The 17,444-nt window shown below is 57.8% G+C and carries 8 protein-coding genes and 1 CRISPR repeat array; of the genes, 4 read left to right on the top strand and 4 right to left on the bottom strand.

The annotated features are described in order from the left end of the window. The first annotated feature begins 121 nt into the window (after window positions 1-121). The 4 genes from A5892_RS01235 (at window position 122) to A5892_RS01250 (ending at window position 5,125) form a co-directional block, all read left to right on the top strand. Window positions 122-610, top strand: a complete 489-nt coding sequence (locus A5892_RS01235) for an Hsp20 family protein (protein ID WP_064121243.1) — start codon at window positions 122-124, stop codon at window positions 608-610. Between the two features lie 188 nt (window positions 611-798). Then, entirely contained in the window at window positions 799-1,596 is a 798-nt protein-coding gene (locus A5892_RS01240; protein WP_150123447.1) for a hypothetical protein, read from the top strand. Beyond that, on the top strand, window positions 1,593-2,555 hold the full coding sequence (locus A5892_RS01245; protein WP_064121245.1) for a hypothetical protein: 963 nt from the start codon (window positions 1,593-1,595) through the stop codon (window positions 2,553-2,555). The genes A5892_RS01240 and A5892_RS01245 overlap by 4 nt, the downstream gene beginning before the upstream one ends. Before the next feature lie 542 nt (window positions 2,556-3,097). Further along, the gene (locus A5892_RS01250; RefSeq protein ID WP_223302756.1) at window positions 3,098-5,125 is read left to right on the top strand and encodes a TonB-dependent siderophore receptor; all 2,028 of its coding nucleotides are present in this window, start codon (window positions 3,098-3,100) and stop codon (window positions 5,123-5,125) included. 131 nt (window positions 5,126-5,256) lie between these two features. Next, a CRISPR array of direct repeats spans window positions 5,257-13,212; the repeat unit is 28 nt; unit sequence TTTCTGAGCTGCCTATACGGCAGCGAAC. 129 nt (window positions 13,213-13,341) lie between these two features. On the opposite strand, the gene cas6f is transcribed toward A5892_RS01250, so the two are convergent. Genes cas6f through csy1 form a run of 4 tightly spaced genes read right to left on the bottom strand, consistent with a single transcriptional unit; the run spans window position 13,342 to window position 17,285 of the window. Next, window positions 13,342-13,911 carry a type I-F CRISPR-associated endoribonuclease Cas6/Csy4 gene (gene cas6f, locus A5892_RS01255; protein ID WP_064121246.1) on the bottom strand — a complete coding sequence of 190 codons (570 nt, stop codon included), beginning with the start codon at window positions 13,909-13,911 and terminating at the stop codon, window positions 13,342-13,344. Window positions 13,912-13,914: 3 nt separating this feature from the next. Beyond that, window positions 13,915-14,949, bottom strand: a complete 1,035-nt coding sequence (gene csy3 / locus A5892_RS01260; RefSeq protein ID WP_064121247.1) for a type I-F CRISPR-associated protein Csy3 — start codon at window positions 14,947-14,949, stop codon at window positions 13,915-13,917. 15 nt (window positions 14,950-14,964) lie between these two features. After that, window positions 14,965-15,942, bottom strand: coding sequence for a type I-F CRISPR-associated protein Csy2 (csy2, locus tag A5892_RS01265; protein ID WP_064121248.1), 978 nt, complete (start codon window positions 15,940-15,942; stop codon window positions 14,965-14,967). Beyond that, complete coding sequence (gene csy1, locus A5892_RS01270; RefSeq protein ID WP_064121249.1) at window positions 15,939-17,285, bottom strand: type I-F CRISPR-associated protein Csy1; 1,347 nt, start codon at window positions 17,283-17,285, stop codon at window positions 15,939-15,941. Before csy1 ends, csy2 begins: the two co-directional genes overlap by 4 nt. Between the last annotated feature and the right edge of the window lie 159 nt (window positions 17,286-17,444).

Consider the following 17,444-nt stretch of genomic DNA (forward strand, 5'->3'; position numbering starts at 1 on the left):
ACCGTTGGCCCCGACCCTATTTAACATAACGTCAACGGAAGAAGTTATTCCCGAGACCACGAACGCCGCCAAGCGGGTTCGTGCGATCCCATGACTTCGCTGAAATCAGGAGGTTCGCGCCATGAATACGCTTTCACTCTCTCCGCTGTTCCGTCGCTCGATCGGCTTCGATCGTCTCAACGATCTGTTCGAGACTGCGATGAAAAGCGACGCACCGAGCTATCCGCCCTACAACGTCGAAAAGCACGGTGACAACGATTACCGCATCGTGGTCGCCGCCTCTGGATTCGACGAGCGCGAACTCGAGGTCAACGTCGAGAACCGCCTGTTGACCATCAGCGGCGCCAAAGAGCAGAAGGAAGAAGCGAGCCAGGTCAACTACCTGCACCAGGGTATCGCCCAGCGCTCGTTCAAACTCTCCTTCCGTCTCGACGAGCAGATCGAAGTGCAGGGTGCGCGGTTCGAGAACGGCCTGCTCAAGGTCGATCTGCTCCGCATCGTGCCCGAAGCCCAGCGTCCGCGTCAGATCGCAATCAACGGCCGCACCTCGCAGAGCCTCGAGCACCAGGGCGAAGCCCAGCGTGAAACCAGCGCCGTCTCCGTCGCCTGAGCCCATTCGGCTCGCATGAACGCAGACGCGTGGTGATCAAGTAGTGGTGGCAGAAAGCGAAGCCCCCGCCGGCAACGGCGGGGGCTTCGTCGTTCGACGTAGGGGAAACCAAGAAGCGAGATCAAAACACCTCGCTGGCGCTACACTGGAGAGGCATATTTCAACTTCTACGTCGCGAGGCCAGTGCATTGCCTTTTCTGCTCCGCTCTATCCTCTGGCTACTGCTAGCCCTGGCTATGCTGCTCTACATCAATATCTCAGCAGCGCATCTGCCAACGCCAGCGCTGGCCGCGATCTGGCTCGCACTATGGATACCGATCGCTCACGGCCTATGGACGCGCGCGCGTGCTCACCGCAGTGCTTGGCTTTCGACTTACCTGCATCCCGATGGGCGTTGGCACGACCGGCTGTCAGGTGGTCCGGTGATGGCACTGGTGCAAGGCTTACTCGCGGGCGGGTTTGCACTGGCCTTGATGGTCGGTGCGGCACGCCTCGAAGGGGTGATCGAATGGCGGCTGCTGCTGACTGGGCTGCCGCTGCTGGTAGTGCTGCGTGCCTTGATCCAAAGGCGGCTTTCAGACCATGTCAATCCGCGCTTGCTCGATATGTTCAGTTGGCGGATTGCAATGGGGACCACGGGCCTCCTACTACTGGCCGGTTTCACCCTCAGCGCACTATGGCGCGGCCAGCCGGACTACTCGACTATCCAGCTAGGTGAGGCGATATGGCGGGCGATCGCCGAACCCGAGGCCAAGAGCGATGCACTGCTCGGGCTGCTCCAGCTCGGTGCTGCCAAGGATGCCTTCGGCACCTGGCTCGGCCAGCGGCTGATCCCAAGTCTCGGCGCGCCATGGTTCCAGTTCGCCGGCTGGAGTTTATTGTTCGCCGCCAACGGGCTGTTCATTTGGGCCTGGATGAACTTATGTAGCGGACTGCTAGGGCTGGTCGGAGAGCGCCGAATCCCCACCCTGGAGACGGCGCAATGACCCGCCTTGACATCTGGCTGGGTCTGCCGATGGTTCTGCTCGGGCTCGCGCTCGGCTGGCTCGCGATCGACCAGCGTGCCAGCTGGCATGCCTTGTTTGCCCTCTCACCGCCGGTCGTGATCGAGTTCGCGGGCACCCGCCATCGCCTGCCCACAGACCAACTCACAGAGCTTGCCGAGTTCTCCAGCGAGCACTTCGCTGCCGCCGATTCGGCCAGCCAGCAGCGTATCCGCACAGCACTCGATGCCGAGCTCGACGCCCTATTCCTCGACCTCGATGCCCGGCTCCCCGGGTTCGCCGACTGGTACTACTCGATGACCGCCGAGTACTCTCGGCTGTTTTTCGGGATAATCGACCAACTCAGGCTCAGTGACAGCGATTATCTCGCAGGACAGGTGCAGCAGCGTATTTTCGACGACGCAAGGTTCGTTCAACGCCTCGAAGCCCTACAACTCAATGTCTTCACCCAACTCGACACCGAAAGCCGCACCGCCACCGAAAGCTGGGCTATCGCGCTAATCAGTCGACTCGACACCTATCCCAAGGCTTATCCCATCCCAGGTTTCGAAAATGCAGACCTTACGATCGATCTCGACGCCACCCTACAACGGCTCATCGGCCTCGACGACCCGCGCTTCGACCAACGCATCCTCTTCAGCGCGGTCGCGCTCTGCGCACCCAGCGGCCCAATCGCTTTGAGCTGTGGCGTCGCCATTGGGGTAGCTAGCTGGATTGCCATCGACTATGGACTGCTCAGCCTCGACGAGAAGCTGAATCGCCAGCAGCTCATTGATGATTGGCGCGCGAGCCTGAACAGCACACGTGAGGGATTACGCCAGGAACTTCACCAGCGCCTCGATACCGCCATCGGCCACCGCTTTGACGTGATCCAAGGCGAGGTTCAACGCAGCTTTGTGCCAGCGGAGCACCTGCATTCCGGGCCAGACGGACAGGGCTGACTGAGGCTCGGCCGCCCCATTTCTATACTCAGTGGTGGAATCACTATTCAGCGTATGACAGCCCATCACTCCACCGGTGGCACCCACTTGGTGGCGAAACATCTCGATGTGAACCAATACCCCTGGTCCAACGACTTCACCGAATGAAGGACTCGTTAGGGTCCATTCTTCACCCGCGAACAGCGCAGGATGCACGTAAATGAAGAGCCGGACCAGATGAACCCATAGTCCGGGGAGGCACATGAATATTGAAAGGATTCCTTAATAATTTTCCGTCTCGAAGGCCGACCCAGGCCAGGCCATTAAAATAAATGATAATATATCTCATAATCATTGATATTCACTAACCTCCATGCTAGAAACCACGGGCGGGACTCACACGGAATACAACGATACCGGCTCACGATATAACAGGGATTATTTCGGCAATGAATCACCCATCCAAGGGGTCATCTCCGCTAAATAACAAAAACCATCTAAAGGCCCGCTCAAAAAGACCTCATCACTGGATCGCTCTTTTCTCATCGAGTACCGCCATCCTCTTGTCCAGCCACGCGCTGGGGCAAGTCGCAGGCTCGAGCGAAACACTGGACACTCTCACGGTCGAGGCGGCACGGCAAAGCGCCGTGGGGCCTGATCGCACCATCGTCGCGGACAGTACCGCGACGGGCAGTAAAACCGATACCCCGCTGCTCGATCTTTCCGCCGCGGTCTCGGTGATCACCGAGCCGGAAATGAGAAAACGCAGCGTGCAGAACCTGCAGGAGATACTGGCCTATACCTCCAGCGTCTCGGTCGATGAATATGGCTCCGATGATCGCTATGACTTCTACCGCATCCGAGGCTTCAGTCAAACATCGCTCGGCACCTATCGCGATGGCCTTTCGGTACGTACGGCAAACTTCACCAGCAGCCGCGTCGAGCCCTATGGTTTGCAGCGGGTCGAGGTCCTGAAGGGCTCCACGTCGACCCTGTTCGGTCTGAACTCCCCGGGCGGCATCGTCAATACGATCACCAAGCGCCCTCAGGAGCAGAAGTTCGGCGAGGTCTATACCACACTGGGCGACGGCCACACCGAGACCGGCACCGATTTCGGCGGCCCGATCGATGCCAACAGGGAATGGACCTACCGTATCACCACCAAATGGCAGGACGGGGACAATGGCGTCGATCATGCCCGCGATGACCGCTTCTACTTCGCTCCCGCGCTCACCTGGCGGCCGAGCGATGCGACCTCGCTGACGCTGCTGGCGGGCTACAACAAGCGTAAGGGCAACACCTCCCGCAGCATCCCCTACGGCTCGGGTATCGACCCAGAAACCTTCCTGGGTGAACCCGACTTCGACAAGATGGACACCATCGAGCGCAACATCGGCTACCAGTTCGAGCATAACTTCGGCAACGGACTGACCTTCCGCCAGAACACGCGCTACACCAACCTGGATCTGCTCTACGAAACGGTCTATCCCGGCGCGGCCGATCCGTCCGAGGAGCGCACGGCCTTCGCCGTCCACGGCGAACGTAACCTTTTCACCATCGACAACCAGCTGCAGTACGACACCCAGGTCGCCGGAGTCGGCAGCCGTACCCTGGCGGGCTTCGACTATTTCAATGACGATGTGAATGAGCGCCAGTTCAACGGCACCGCCGCCGGCATCGACATCTATGATCCGAACTACTGCGGCCGGGCTTGCGTCAGCCTTGATAGCGGCAGCACTTGGAGCCAGAAGCAGATCGCCCGAGGTTTCTATCTACAGGAAGAGCTGACCTTCGCCGACCGCTGGATCCTCACCCTGGGTGGCCGATACGATGACGTCTACACCGGCGCGGATGCCTACAGCGCCAACGACTACGCCTTCACCAAGCGCGCGGGACTGACCTACCGGGTGCGCAACGACCTCTCCGTCTACGCCAATTACTCCGAATCGTTCCAGCCGCCGACCAGCCGCACCTTGATCGAGGGCAGCCCCGAACCCCAGGAAGGCACCCAGTACGAAGTCGGCATGAAATACCGCCCCGAGAACACCGACGCGATGTTCACGCTGGCCCTGTTCGACCTGACCCAGACCAACGTAACCACGAACGTGGACACCAACCTCTACCGCCAGACCGGAGAAGTGAACGTCCGCGGCATCGAGCTCGAAAGCAAGATAGCGATAAGCGATCGATTCAATCTGATCGCCTCCTACTCATACTGGGATTCAGAGATCACAAAGGACGGACTGACGGGTAACGAAGGCAACCGGCCAGGACTGGTGCCCAAGCATCTGGCTTCACTATGGGCGGACTACACCATACCCGGTGATGCCTCACGCGGAGACCTGACCCTGGGGCTGGGCACACGCTTCGTCAGCTCCTCCTATGTCGATGACGCCAACACCGGCAAAACGGGCTCCCACACGCTCGTCGACGCCCTGATCAACTACCGGATCAACCAGAACCTGGAGCTATCGCTCAACGCCACCAACCTGTTCGGCCGCGAATACATCTCCTACGTCAACGACTTCAGCAACGCCGCCTTCTACGGCGACTCACGCGCCGTACGAACGACGCTGAGATACCTCTGGTAGCCGGACCACCCACCGCCCACCCATATCGACTATGGGTGGGCGAAAACGGATAAGTGCAGAGGTAGAGGTAGTTTATGGGCTACCCGCGCGGCAGCGAACCCCCGCCGCGATCATCCGCACGGTGATCGACATTTCTGAGCTGCCTATACGGCAGCGAACTTGAGGATGTTGCGGATCCGATGCTTGTAGCCTTTCTGAGCTGCCTATACGGCAGCGAACTCGCCACGGACGCTAATCACCTTCAGAGAGCGTTTCTGAGCTGCCTATACGGCAGCGAACGGTCGTGCCGCCAGAGTCGCCGGGATGGGTGTTTTCTGAGCTGCCTATACGGCAGCGAACCTCGGGCATCTCGATCTCGCCACGCTCCATCATTTCTGAGCTGCCTATACGGCAGCGAACGGGCTGATCGGAGGGTGATTGGCAGCTGTCTGTTTCTGAGCTGCCTATACGGCAGCGAACTAGGTCGCGTTGGGTGCAGGCGCTGTCCCATATTTCTGAGCTGCCTATACGGCAGCGAACGCTAGCAAGGAGGATTTCAGAACCTTTGACCATTTCTGAGCTGCCTATACGGCAGCGAACGCGGACGACATAGACGCGATCCTTTGGGACTGTTTCTGAGCTGCCTATACGGCAGCGAACGTAGAACGCGGTCAGGCAAGCGCTCTGAGGGATTTCTGAGCTGCCTATACGGCAGCGAACAAACTGCCGGTGGTGATCTTCGCGTTGCAGCTTTTCTGAGCTGCCTATACGGCAGCGAACACGCAGAAGGATGCGCCAGTCACCAGTTTCCGTTTCTGAGCTGCCTATACGGCAGCGAACGCAGCTCGGTATCGCTCGATCGGCCATTCGACTTTCTGAGCTGCCTATACGGCAGCGAACCCGGTGGGCGTGCCGATCGACTTCGTTCCCCATTTCTGAGCTGCCTATACGGCAGCGAACGAGTATCTGTTCCGCCCGACCGGATTCCGGCCTTTCTGAGCTGCCTATACGGCAGCGAACATCGTGATGTACTCGGGATTTCCGCGCAGGTTTTTCTGAGCTGCCTATACGGCAGCGAACCCTAACCTTAACAGGTGGAAGAAAATGACAAATTTCTGAGCTGCCTATACGGCAGCGAACCTGCCGATGCAGGCGAAGGTTCGGATGAAACTTTTCTGAGCTGCCTATACGGCAGCGAACATGTCGGACAGAAGGAACATCTCGATCCCAAATTTCTGAGCTGCCTATACGGCAGCGAACGTTGGTGTTATCAGGAGATTCAATATCTTTCATTTCTGAGCTGCCTATACGGCAGCGAACCAAGCGCTGAAATCGCTCGCCGCACTCTGAAATTTCTGAACTGCCTATACGGCAGCGAACTTCCACAATTCAGGATCATAACCATTGTCGATTTTCTGAGCTGCCTATACGGCAGCGAACAAACTGCAAGGCGAGCGCGATCGCATCCGGCATTTCTGAGCTGCCTATACGGCAGCGAACCGTACTCCTCGCGGGTGATCGTCACGACCTCGTTTCTGAGCTGCCTATACGGCAGCGAACCATCGTGTCTCCATGCAAAGCTCCGCCCGCCCTTTCTGAGCTGCCTATACGGCAGCGAACCAGTAGCGCCGATTGTATCTCTTGACCTCGCCTTTCTGAGCTGCCTATACGGCAGCGAACCTCTCCCCGATGACGTATGGGAGCGTGAGGACTTTCTGAGCTGCCTATACGGCAGCGAACAGGCGGGCTTTCTTTTGCCCAGCCCTCTGTCATTTCTGAGCTGCCTATACGGCAGCGAACTCGGATGTGCGGCGCACAGACGCCCGCAGACGTTTCTGAGCTGCCTATACGGCAGCGAACGGTTGGCGAGCCAATATTCCTCATTGTACCCGTTTCTGAGCTGCCTATACGGCAGCGAACTCCAAATAACAGATTGACGGGCTTTCAGGGTTTTTTCTGAGCTGCCTATACGGCAGCGAACTGATGCGCCGACCAGCGGCGGGCGACCCATCCTTTCTGAGCTGCCTATACGGCAGCGAACATTGTTCACGGATCGAATTAATCGTCCCACCATTTCTGAGCTGCCTATACGGCAGCGAACTTGCCGACAAATACGGTGTCGGTTTTCTACTCGTTTCTGAGCTGCCTATACGGCAGCGAACATTCCGAAAGGCTGCGGATGCGGGAGCGAGGTTTTCTGAGCTGCCTATACGGCAGCGAACGGCTCATGTCATCGTCTCGCGTCGAGTATAGTTTTCTGAGCTGCCTATACGGCAGCGAACCTGATCGAGTGCTGGTATCGCACCCCGAAAGATTTCTGAGCTGCCTATACGGCAGCGAACGGGGGCGAGGGCGGCTCTTGCTCTCCTCATTCTTTCTGAGCTGCCTATACGGCAGCGAACCCAGCGTCGCAAACATCAGGGCAGTGGCTAACTTTCTGAGCTGCCTATACGGCAGCGAACGACCGCCGACGCCGAGCGGTACCGGTGGCTGCTTTCTGAGCTGCCTATACGGCAGCGAACGGGCGTTAGCGCGCACCCAAGTTCTGAGTACTTTTCTGAGCTGCCTATACGGCAGCGAACTTTCTCGCCCTGGAGCTGGCGGGCATAGCGCATTTCTGAGCTGCCTATACGGCAGCGAACGCACGCCATGTCTCGAGCCGAGCACGGGCATTTTTCTGAGCTGCCTATACGGCAGCGAACGCCGGGGAGATACGACCCGGGGCCGCGTAGATTTTCTGAGCTGCCTATACGGCAGCGAACCCGTTCCCCGTCCGGCCCGCGTGAACCGTCGTTTTCTGAGCTGCCTATACGGCAGCGAACCTCCTCTCTCAGCCGATCATTCTCGGCGACCTTTTCTGAGCTGCCTATACGGCAGCGAACCCGCCGAATGGTTCAACATAGGTGTCATATGCTTTCTGAGCTGCCTATACGGCAGCGAACGCAGGACGCTACAAAGCCGCTCCCGAAGTCGTTTTCTGAGCTGCCTATACGGCAGCGAACAAGGGAAAGAAAACCATCGCCACTCTGCAGTCTTTCTGAGCTGCCTATACGGCAGCGAACTACGCGGTAACGCTCAATCAGCCTGCCGGTTTTTTCTGAGCTGCCTATACGGCAGCGAACGGATTTCCTCGGGCGTCGGCTCCTCGGCGTCGTTTCTGAGCTGCCTATACGGCAGCGAACATACGGCGGAATGGAACCCAGCGGAATGCATTTTTCTGAGCTGCCTATACGGCAGCGAACCCGAGGGACACGGTTTCGGCCACGGCACGTTCTTTCTGAGCTGCCTATACGGCAGCGAACTCGCGAAACGGGAATTGTCGACGATACTCGGGTTTTCTGAGCTGCCTATACGGCAGCGAACGATCACGTCGCCCCGCGCTCGGGCTATCTGGCTTTCTGAGCTGCCTATACGGCAGCGAACGACGCGGCGGGCTCTCGGCCTCGCGCCACCGTTTTTCTGAGCTGCCTATACGGCAGCGAACCCCATGGCTCAGTAATGCGTTCTAGCCGGTACTTTCTGAGCTGCCTATACGGCAGCGAACACGACTTCATCTTCATTTCTTGGCTCCTGAAATTTCTGAGCTGCCTATACGGCAGCGAACCGTATCTAGTGCAATATGCGCTCGAGCAACTATTTCTGAGCTGCCTATACGGCAGCGAACCGCTTCGCGCCGGGTCGAGGCGCGAGCTATCGTTTCTGAGCTGCCTATACGGCAGCGAACGCTTTGTCATTGATGTTAAAGGAGATTTGTCTTTTCTGAGCTGCCTATACGGCAGCGAACGTCTATATTGTCAATCGGTCAGATATGCCCCATTTCTGAGCTGCCTATACGGCAGCGAACCTCGACGTTGCGATCGCCCCGCCGCGCTGCCGTTTCTGAGCTGCCTATACGGCAGCGAACCCATCGACGGGCCGGGTGTTGTATCCGCAGATTTTCTGAGCTGCCTATACGGCAGCGAACGCGGTGTCGGCAGCTGGCTCTGCATTCCCGACTTTCTGAGCTGCCTATACGGCAGCGAACAGGGGTGAGCAATGAGATACGTGACTATCAGCTTTCTGAGCTGCCTATACGGCAGCGAACATCGATCTCGTCAAATGCGACGGCGATAGCCTTTTCTGAGCTGCCTATACGGCAGCGAACGTCGCGAACTCAGTCGGCGCCGTGGCCGCAAATTTCTGAGCTGCCTATACGGCAGCGAACCCATCGACGGGCCGGGTGTTGTATCCGCAGATTTTCTGAGCTGCCTATACGGCAGCGAACACTAGCAAAGAGCGCTTTGCAGCGCATCGCCCTTTCTGAGCTGCCTATACGGCAGCGAACGGACAGATCATCCGATAGGTACTGCTCAGCCTTTTCTGAGCTGCCTATACGGCAGCGAACCATCCCGCGAGCGCGTCGTTGTAGATCTCGCTTTTCTGAGCTGCCTATACGGCAGCGAACGGGAGCTGAATGCTGCATTCGCGTCGCCGAGAGTTTCTGAGCTGCCTATACGGCAGCGAACTCGGCATTGAGGTGAGGAGCGATGTTCTCGCCTTTCTGAGCTGCCTATACGGCAGCGAACGCGACAGACGTGCCGAGGCTGAGTAACAGGATTTTCTGAGCTGCCTATACGGCAGCGAACTCGCTCGGGTTGATGTCCATCCAGACTGGGCTTTTCTGAGCTGCCTATACGGCAGCGAACGAGAAGCCGTTCGAAATCTCGTCATATCGGCTTTTCTGAGCTGCCTATACGGCAGCGAACGCGATAGGCGGCGTAGTAGCTCGGCACTGGCTTTTCTGAGCTGCCTATACGGCAGCGAACACGATGGTTCGTATTCATTTGATCTAGCGACCTTTCTGAGCTGCCTATACGGCAGCGAACCGGCTGGCGCCGGGTCGTGCGTGTATGTGTGTTTTCTGAGCTGCCTATACGGCAGCGAACATCCGCTGGCGCTCTTGTAGTCCCTTGCCGCTTTTCTGAGCTGCCTATACGGCAGCGAACTCAGCCGCGGCATTTTGTCGCTCGAGCGTAGCTTTCTGAGCTGCCTATACGGCAGCGAACGGCGACTTGCGCGAGGTGCTCAATCTCTGTGCTTTCTGAGCTGCCTATACGGCAGCGAACACAGCCGGAGAGCCTGTCAATGCTTTCCTTTCTTTCTGAGCTGCCTATACGGCAGCGAACTGCCTCCGCGGCGCGGGCGCGGGCGCCGTCCTTTTCTGAGCTGCCTATACGGCAGCGAACATCACCACCGTGCCCTACGTGCCCGGCGTGCCTTTCTGAGCTGCCTATACGGCAGCGAACGCGTCGGTGTAAGCCCCTCTCCGCTCGATCTATTTCTGAGCTGCCTATACGGCAGCGAACGGGGCAGCAACGCACGGGCGCTAGGTCGTCTATTTCTGAGCTGCCTATACGGCAGCGAACGATGATAACGCTACAATGCGCGATCGGGTTGATTTCTGAGCTGCCTATACGGCAGCGAACACGCTCGGCCGCGCGGCGTGGTTTGCCGTGTCTTTCTGAGCTGCCTATACGGCAGCGAACCTAATAGCATTGTTCATGAGGCTGTTGATGCTTTTCTGAGCTGCCTATACGGCAGCGAACGGGTCGCTTTTTAGTGCTGTAAAATGCATTATTTTCTGAGCTGCCTATACGGCAGCGAACGGGGCAGCAACGCACGGGCGCTAGGTCGTCTATTTCTGAGCTGCCTATACGGCAGCGAACGGGGCAGCAACGCACGGGCGCTAGGTCGTCTATTTCTGAGCTGCCTATACGGCAGCGAACGGGGTCCTCCGGCGAAACCGCGTGTCTCTCCCTTTCTGAGCTGCCTATACGGCAGCGAACGCGCTGCACCACTTCCGCCACTCCCTCCCACTTTTCTGAGCTGCCTATACGGCAGCGAACCCCCATGCCCTCCAGCCCCCGGCTTCTCTTCATTTCTGAGCTGCCTATACGGCAGCGAACCGCGACGATTGAGCTCCCCGCGGCCCTCGCTGTTTCTGAGCTGCCTATACGGCAGCGAACCAGGGGATGATGAAGGAGCGCACCGCCTCTCATTTCTGAGCTGCCTATACGGCAGCGAACGCTGACGACGGCGTCGAGATACCCACGCGCGATTTCTGAGCTGCCTATACGGCAGCGAACAGGAGCATGCAGCATGATCACCACCGATCCAATTTCTGAGCTGCCTATACGGCAGCGAACACGTGACTATCAGCGGCCACCGCCGCACTGACTTTCTGAGCTGCCTATACGGCAGCGAACCTCAGGGCGGGGCGATGATCGAAGCGGGTGGATTTCTGAGCTGCCTATACGGCAGCGAACGCCACCGCTTGGCCTGCAGCGAGATAATCCATTTTCTGAGCTGCCTATACGGCAGCGAACAAGAAGCGCAAGAGCGCGCGTGAACCAGCCGTATTTCTGAGCTGCCTATACGGCAGCGAACGGGTCGAGGCGCGAAGCGTTGGTCGAGGCCTGTTTCTGAGCTGCCTATACGGCAGCGAACCTCTGCCCGGCGGCGTTCGCGTAGTGCCGGTCTTTCTGAGCTGCCTATACGGCAGCGAACGATGATAACGCTACAATGCGCGATCGGGTTGATTTCTGAGCTGCCTATACGGCAGCGAACAGCTAACGCGGACCGGATTAGCTCCTCGCCCATTTCTGAGCTGCCTATACGGCAGCGAACCCCAGGAGCCGAATCTGCGCCGCAGCCGCGGCTTTCTGAGCTGCCTATACGGCAGCGAACCATGGAGACGGCCCCTAAGCGGCCTTTTTTCATTTCTGAGCTGCCTATACGGCAGCGAACATAATATTCTCTCAGCTCGCCCGTGGCGTCTATTTCTGAGCTGCCTATACGGCAGCGAACGCGTTTGACCATCTCGCCGTGGGTCCAGGTGATTTCTGAGCTGCCTATACGGCAGCGAACGCCCAATGCCTCTCGGTTCGTCTTCGCCCGGTTTTCTGAGCTGCCTATACGGCAGCGAACCCTATGTAGGGAATCGGCGATGGAGAAAGAGATTTCTGAGCTGCCTATACGGCAGCGAACAGCTGTAGATTTTGGAACGGGTTGGTGTCCTCTTTCTGAGCTGCCTATACGGCAGCGAACGCGGTTGATTGCACGGAACGCTGTTTCACCTGTTTCTGAGCTGCCTATACGGCAGCGAACGTTTACGACCTACTGCTGTCGAACGTCGTGATTTTCTGAGCTGCCTATACGGCAGCGAACAAAACAAGTGGTCTGAAATAATCGGAGCCACCTTTCTGAGCTGCCTATACGGCAGCGAACAATCGCAACGGGTTCATCGGTCTGTACGAGACTTTCTGAGCTGCCTATACGGCAGCGAACGGCATGACCCAGCAAGTCAGCGCATCCCAGTTTTTCTGAGCTGCCTATACGGCAGCGAACCAGTGCGGCCACCGTTCCGTAGACTGCCGCTTTTTCTGAGCTGCCTATACGGCAGCGAACTCGCGTCTGCTCTCGGACCAGTTCATCGACTCTTTCTGAGCTGCCTATACGGCAGCGAACCCGTCTGGCTATTGCGAACAGCATGCGCACCTTTTCTGAGCTGCCTATACGGCAGCGAACGAATTGGCGGCAATGTTTTGCCGCCGCACTCTTTTCTGAGCTGCCTATACGGCAGCGAACGCGGCGAACGTGGCGCACTCGCGTCTGCTCTCTTTCTGAGCTGCCTATACGGCAGCGAACTTCGTGATACGCCGATACTCCGTGAAAAGATCGTTTCTGAGCTGCCTATACGGCAGCGAACACCCGCGGCGACAGCCACAGGCATTCGGTTCTTTTCTGAGCTGCCTATACGGCAGCGAACAGCTCGATCACACAGCGCGCATGCTCTTTGACTTTCTGAGCTGCCTATACGGCAGCGAACTTCGTTGCGCATCGTTCACACTCCGTAATATTGTTTCTGAGCTGCCTATACGGCAGCGAACACGCATTAGTTGCATCGTCACGCGCGCCGACTTTTCTGAGCTGCCTATACGGCAGCGAACATAAAATCGAACCCGGTTTGCTTGCAAAGCTTTTTCTGAGCTGCCTATACGGCAGCGAACGCCACGCCCTGCGATCCAGGTAGTGGAACACTTTTCTGAGCTGCCTATACGGCAGCGAACTAGAACCCACCCAAGATAATCTATTGATTTTTAAAAAGAAATCACTTGATGAAACAATGCCCCCCTTTTCAGAGAGGCGTCAGTAACAGACTGATTTAATTGGCGTTAAAAAACCTTTCAAAAAAAGGGTCAGAACCAGGGCACAGTGGCCTCACTGCTCAATCCGTAATGATTGAAGCGACCGGCGACCGGTTGCGATTGCGGCTGGCCATGTTCGATGAATAGCGCAAACCGCTGTCCACTGGAGCGGCTACTGACCTGCACAAAAGGCAGGGCAATCTGCCGAGCGGCGGATTTTTCCATCAAACGCTGCGCCTCTTCTATTTCAATGCCCTGCCGTTGGGCAAGCCGCTTCGCCCGGCTGGCACCACCAGTATTGAACTGTCGGCGCCGAATGATCCGATGGCGCACTTCAACAGGCACTGGCTGAATAGCCTCCAGCATTAAGTGGTCACGCATGCCGGTGAACCACGAAATCGCCATCAACTGCTCCAGCCGCGCCTGCCCAGCATGCAACCGCAACTGGTCGCCCGGCGTGCGTGCGCGCACACCGGTCTTGTGACCGGGGAAGCTAACGCCGATGTCATCGGCGTTCAGATCATGCAGCGCCCGATGCAGCTTGCTGTATAGCGCCCCCATCAGCATCTCAGCGGGAAAGTCCGGGTCGGGCCGCAGACGAATGTCGAGATAGTGATCCATGACTTACCCCGCATCGCCGAAAACGCCACCACGGATGAGGGTCGCCATGACGAAGTGCTGCTGTTCGGTAGAGGGCGCCTGGTCCTTCAGCAGCCAGTTATCCAGCAGATTGTAGAAATCCACTTTCTGCTTTGGTTGCCGATAAGCGCTTCCCTGGGTGGTCACCGAGCCGTAGGGCTCGACGGCAATTGGGCCGAGGTCGCCGCCGTCTTCCGGTGCTGGATACCAGGTATCGATGGTACGCAGGGCATTGCCCAGCTTCTGAGAGTGGATGGCAGCTGTCTTGTCATCGCCAATGCTGTAAAGCGTCTTGCTCTTGTCACCACGGGAACGGTCGAGAATCAGCTCCTGCGAGGGGAAGACCTCCTGCCCTGCGCCGACCCGGGCAAAAGCCACCACATCCAACAGCAGATAACGCTCGCCGGACAGCGCCTCATTGATGAGTTCGCTTAACTCGCGAGTCGCCTTGCTACCTTCAAAGTCACGCAGCGAATGCTCGAACGCATCGAAGGTCCACTGCTGCTCCGCTTGGCCACCCTTCATCTGGCTGACGACGACTTCGATTTCTTCGGCGCCGACGCGATTGCGCCATAAGAAACGACCGTTGGCGAGGTTACAAGCGTAGCGATGGGCGAGTTCGCCAAAACCGTGCTCACTAACGTAGCCCGCCACTGTTTGCTTCAGCTTGCGCTGATACTCAGCGCTATTACATGCCGAAGGAGTGCCGGCGCCGGCCAGCACACGCAGCGTGAAATGCACGGCCAACGTGTCGGCATCGTGCGGCAGCGCTGCGACATCGACAGTCTGCAGGTTAGGATTTTCGATGGCAGCATCGAGCTTAGCCGGATCTTGATCCTTGGCCTTCAATCGATTGGAGATGGTGCCACGAACCGACTTTTCACGAACGGGGATAATACGCCAATTCGCATATTGAGCACGATCATCCCAAGTGCCTGAGCTGAACAGCGCATCGGACGGATCGAGCTTGCGCTCGAAGGCGAGGACGGAAGCGGTTTTGAGTGTGTCATTCTTGGCCATGAGAGGTTTCCTGCGTCAGTCGTTGATCAAGGTATCGATGTAGGCGTTGCTCAAGCGATAAAGGCCGCGTTCGAGATCGTTCTCCACGAACCACATCAAGGCTTCGGGATTCCTGATTCGGTGAGGGCTTACCCATTCGCCGACCGAGTAGAGGCTTTCGACGAATTGGAACGGCACCTCAGGATCTCGGGCATTAGCTACCGTGCCCGGATCGAAAAGGTCGGAAATAGCGCCGTAACCCACCGGGATCGGCACTAGCCAACCGGGATACGGGCGGCGAATCTCCCAGCTAACTTGCTCCGTGCCGTTATCGTCTTCACCCTTGGTGATCCGGCACTCGTGGTTGAGCCGCGACAGGTCGAGCCAGGCGTCCAGCGGCGTAGCACTCTGGTCATTCACTTTTAGCGTGGCGGTATGCTCAGTGAGTCGGTCATCCCGAAGTACCAGCGCAAACCCCGGCAACAACCGGCGCTTGAGCCGGCGCCATTGCTGCGCACCTTTTTCCTCATCGGAATCGAAACTGATCAATTCCGGCCGGTAGCGTCGCTCGCTGGGACGGGGTGGCATCACACTGCCTCCCGCAATACGCATGCCCTGCACTTGCTGATAAAGCTGGTTAGCTATCACCTGACGGCGCTCGGCGCTTTTCAGGTCATCTCCACCGCTTGCCTCGACCCCAATCAGCAGTGAGATTTCCAGATGCGCTCGGCCTTCCTCGACGATGGCTGCCGTGCTGCCAGTCTTGTCTACAGGATTACGGGTAAGATGAAAGGCCCGAATGAAGCCGCCTTCCGTAACCTGAGGATCGATGCGGTGGCACACTACACCGATTTCATTGAATACCAGCCTGATATCATCGGGCAGGTTGCGCTCCAGCGCCTGCACCGTGCCCATGAAGGCACTCATGGCGGGAAAGCCCCAGGTCATCGGACTGGAGATGGCGTTGACGTTCTGGATACGCAGTCGCGGAAGCACCAGCAGATGATTGATCATGCCGCGTCTCCTTGATCATTGTCTTCATCGCGCAACGTCTCTTGTAGATCGTCGAGCTGGCGTCGGAACTCAGTCACGATACCTTCGAACCGTCGCTTCCAATGATGGTGTTCCGCATCGCCAAAGCTCAGTGGGCTTTTATGGTTTAACTCTCGATTGAGCCAGTTGGCCGCGCGTGAACTGACGGCTGCGTGCCAGTTGGACTGGCGGCGAGCTTCGGCAAACTCTCCATCCTCCTCTGCCCGTCCAGGGTCTAGCCAATACTGTTCCTCCAAGGCCAGTTGGCACTTCTCGTCGGCAGTCCAGCCTGGCGCCAAGGAGTAGATATCGAATGTGAACAGCATCAACTCATCGACCAGCATTGCAGTGAGGTCGTCGCGAAGGTCGCGGGTATGCATGTTCTTGGCGGGATCCGTTTCCAGGAAACGCTTGAGCTCACTGATGGTCCGCCTGACGTCAGGACGTCCCTTAAAAGCTCGGAAAGCATCGCGCATCGGAGCGTAAATCTCGCGCGACTTCCAGTGCGGCGGCAGTGACGCCAGCAGATAGTTCTGGCCACCCCGTTCGCTATTGAGCTGCGAGATGTTCTGTGGTTTGGTGCCGCCGAGTTTCTGGACTGCCAGATTGGGATAGCTGGTGTAGCCCCCCTCAAAGAACGTTTTGTCCTTCAGCGCTTTGCGTGCCGCCTTGTTGTGATCGCCAAAGAACCAGGTATTGGGGCTGGCCTGCGCGTAGAAGCGGTGAGTGAGCGCTGTGCCATAGAGCGGCGCCAGCAGGTGGTAGTTTTTATCATCGGTGGGGTCGTCGCCGACCAGCCAGTAGAGCTGTTTACCCATGACATGAGAGCTGGGCGTCCCTTTGGGCTCGGTAATGCTCGCGAAGGCGCGTACCCAGTTTTCGGCTTCCTCACGATCCAGGCTCAAGGCATCGATTAATGCTTCGTCGAAATCGAGCGCCCGTTCCAGCAGCGTACGCCCCTGCCACTCCTGTTTCAGGAACTTGTAGACATCAAGCGCCGCTGCGTTGCCGACGACATCGCCCTGAAAATCGGCAGGCAGACAGTGGCTACCCACCAGACCGCCTTGATTCAACTGGCCAGGCTCAACGTAAAGGTTCGTGCCCTTGGCATCCGGGTGAATGGCCTTCAGGGAGTGCGTGACGACCTGAAGCTGGCTGACACGGCGGGCCGCATCGGCCAGCCAGGCTTGCGGATCGAACTGCTGCTGGAGCTCAAGATACTTAGGGTCGTCCGCCGCGAGCTTTTCCGCTTTGGTTGCAAAGCGATCACGGATAAACCATTCGACCAGGTCGCGTATAGACGCATGGTGTTGAGGTTCTGGCATAGGTTCCCTGCCTCAACTTGGGTAGCGTACCCAAGGCATGTCATAATGAGCCCCAAGCGTGATAACGCTTGGGGCATGGCTGGACCGAACTACCCGACTCTTCTAACGGGACGATAGCCAATCATCCTCACACCTCCTTGCTCTTCGGAAAGCAAACCA

The organism is Halotalea alkalilenta (genome assembly GCF_001648175.1).
Lineage (GTDB): Bacteria > Pseudomonadota > Gammaproteobacteria > Pseudomonadales > Halomonadaceae > Halotalea > Halotalea alkalilenta_A.

What these genes read in the sequence shown, in the direction of transcription:
- A5892_RS01235 (WP_064121243.1), top strand. Translation starts at nt 122, where the DNA reads ATGAATACGCTTTCACTCTCTCCGCTGTTCCGTCGCTCGATCGGCTTC.
- A5892_RS01245 (WP_064121245.1), top strand. Translation starts at nt 1,593, where the DNA reads ATGACCCGCCTTGACATCTGGCTGGGTCTGCCGATGGTTCTGCTCGGG.
- cas6f (WP_064121246.1), bottom strand. Translation starts at nt 13,911, where the DNA reads ATGGATCACTATCTCGACATTCGTCTGCGGCCCGACCCGGACTTTCCC.
- csy3 (WP_064121247.1), bottom strand. Translation starts at nt 14,949, where the DNA reads ATGGCCAAGAATGACACACTCAAAACCGCTTCCGTCCTCGCCTTCGAG.
- csy2 (WP_064121248.1), bottom strand. Translation starts at nt 15,942, where the DNA reads ATGATCAATCATCTGCTGGTGCTTCCGCGACTGCGTATCCAGAACGTC.
- csy1 (WP_064121249.1), bottom strand. Translation starts at nt 17,285, where the DNA reads ATGCCAGAACCTCAACACCATGCGTCTATACGCGACCTGGTCGAATGG.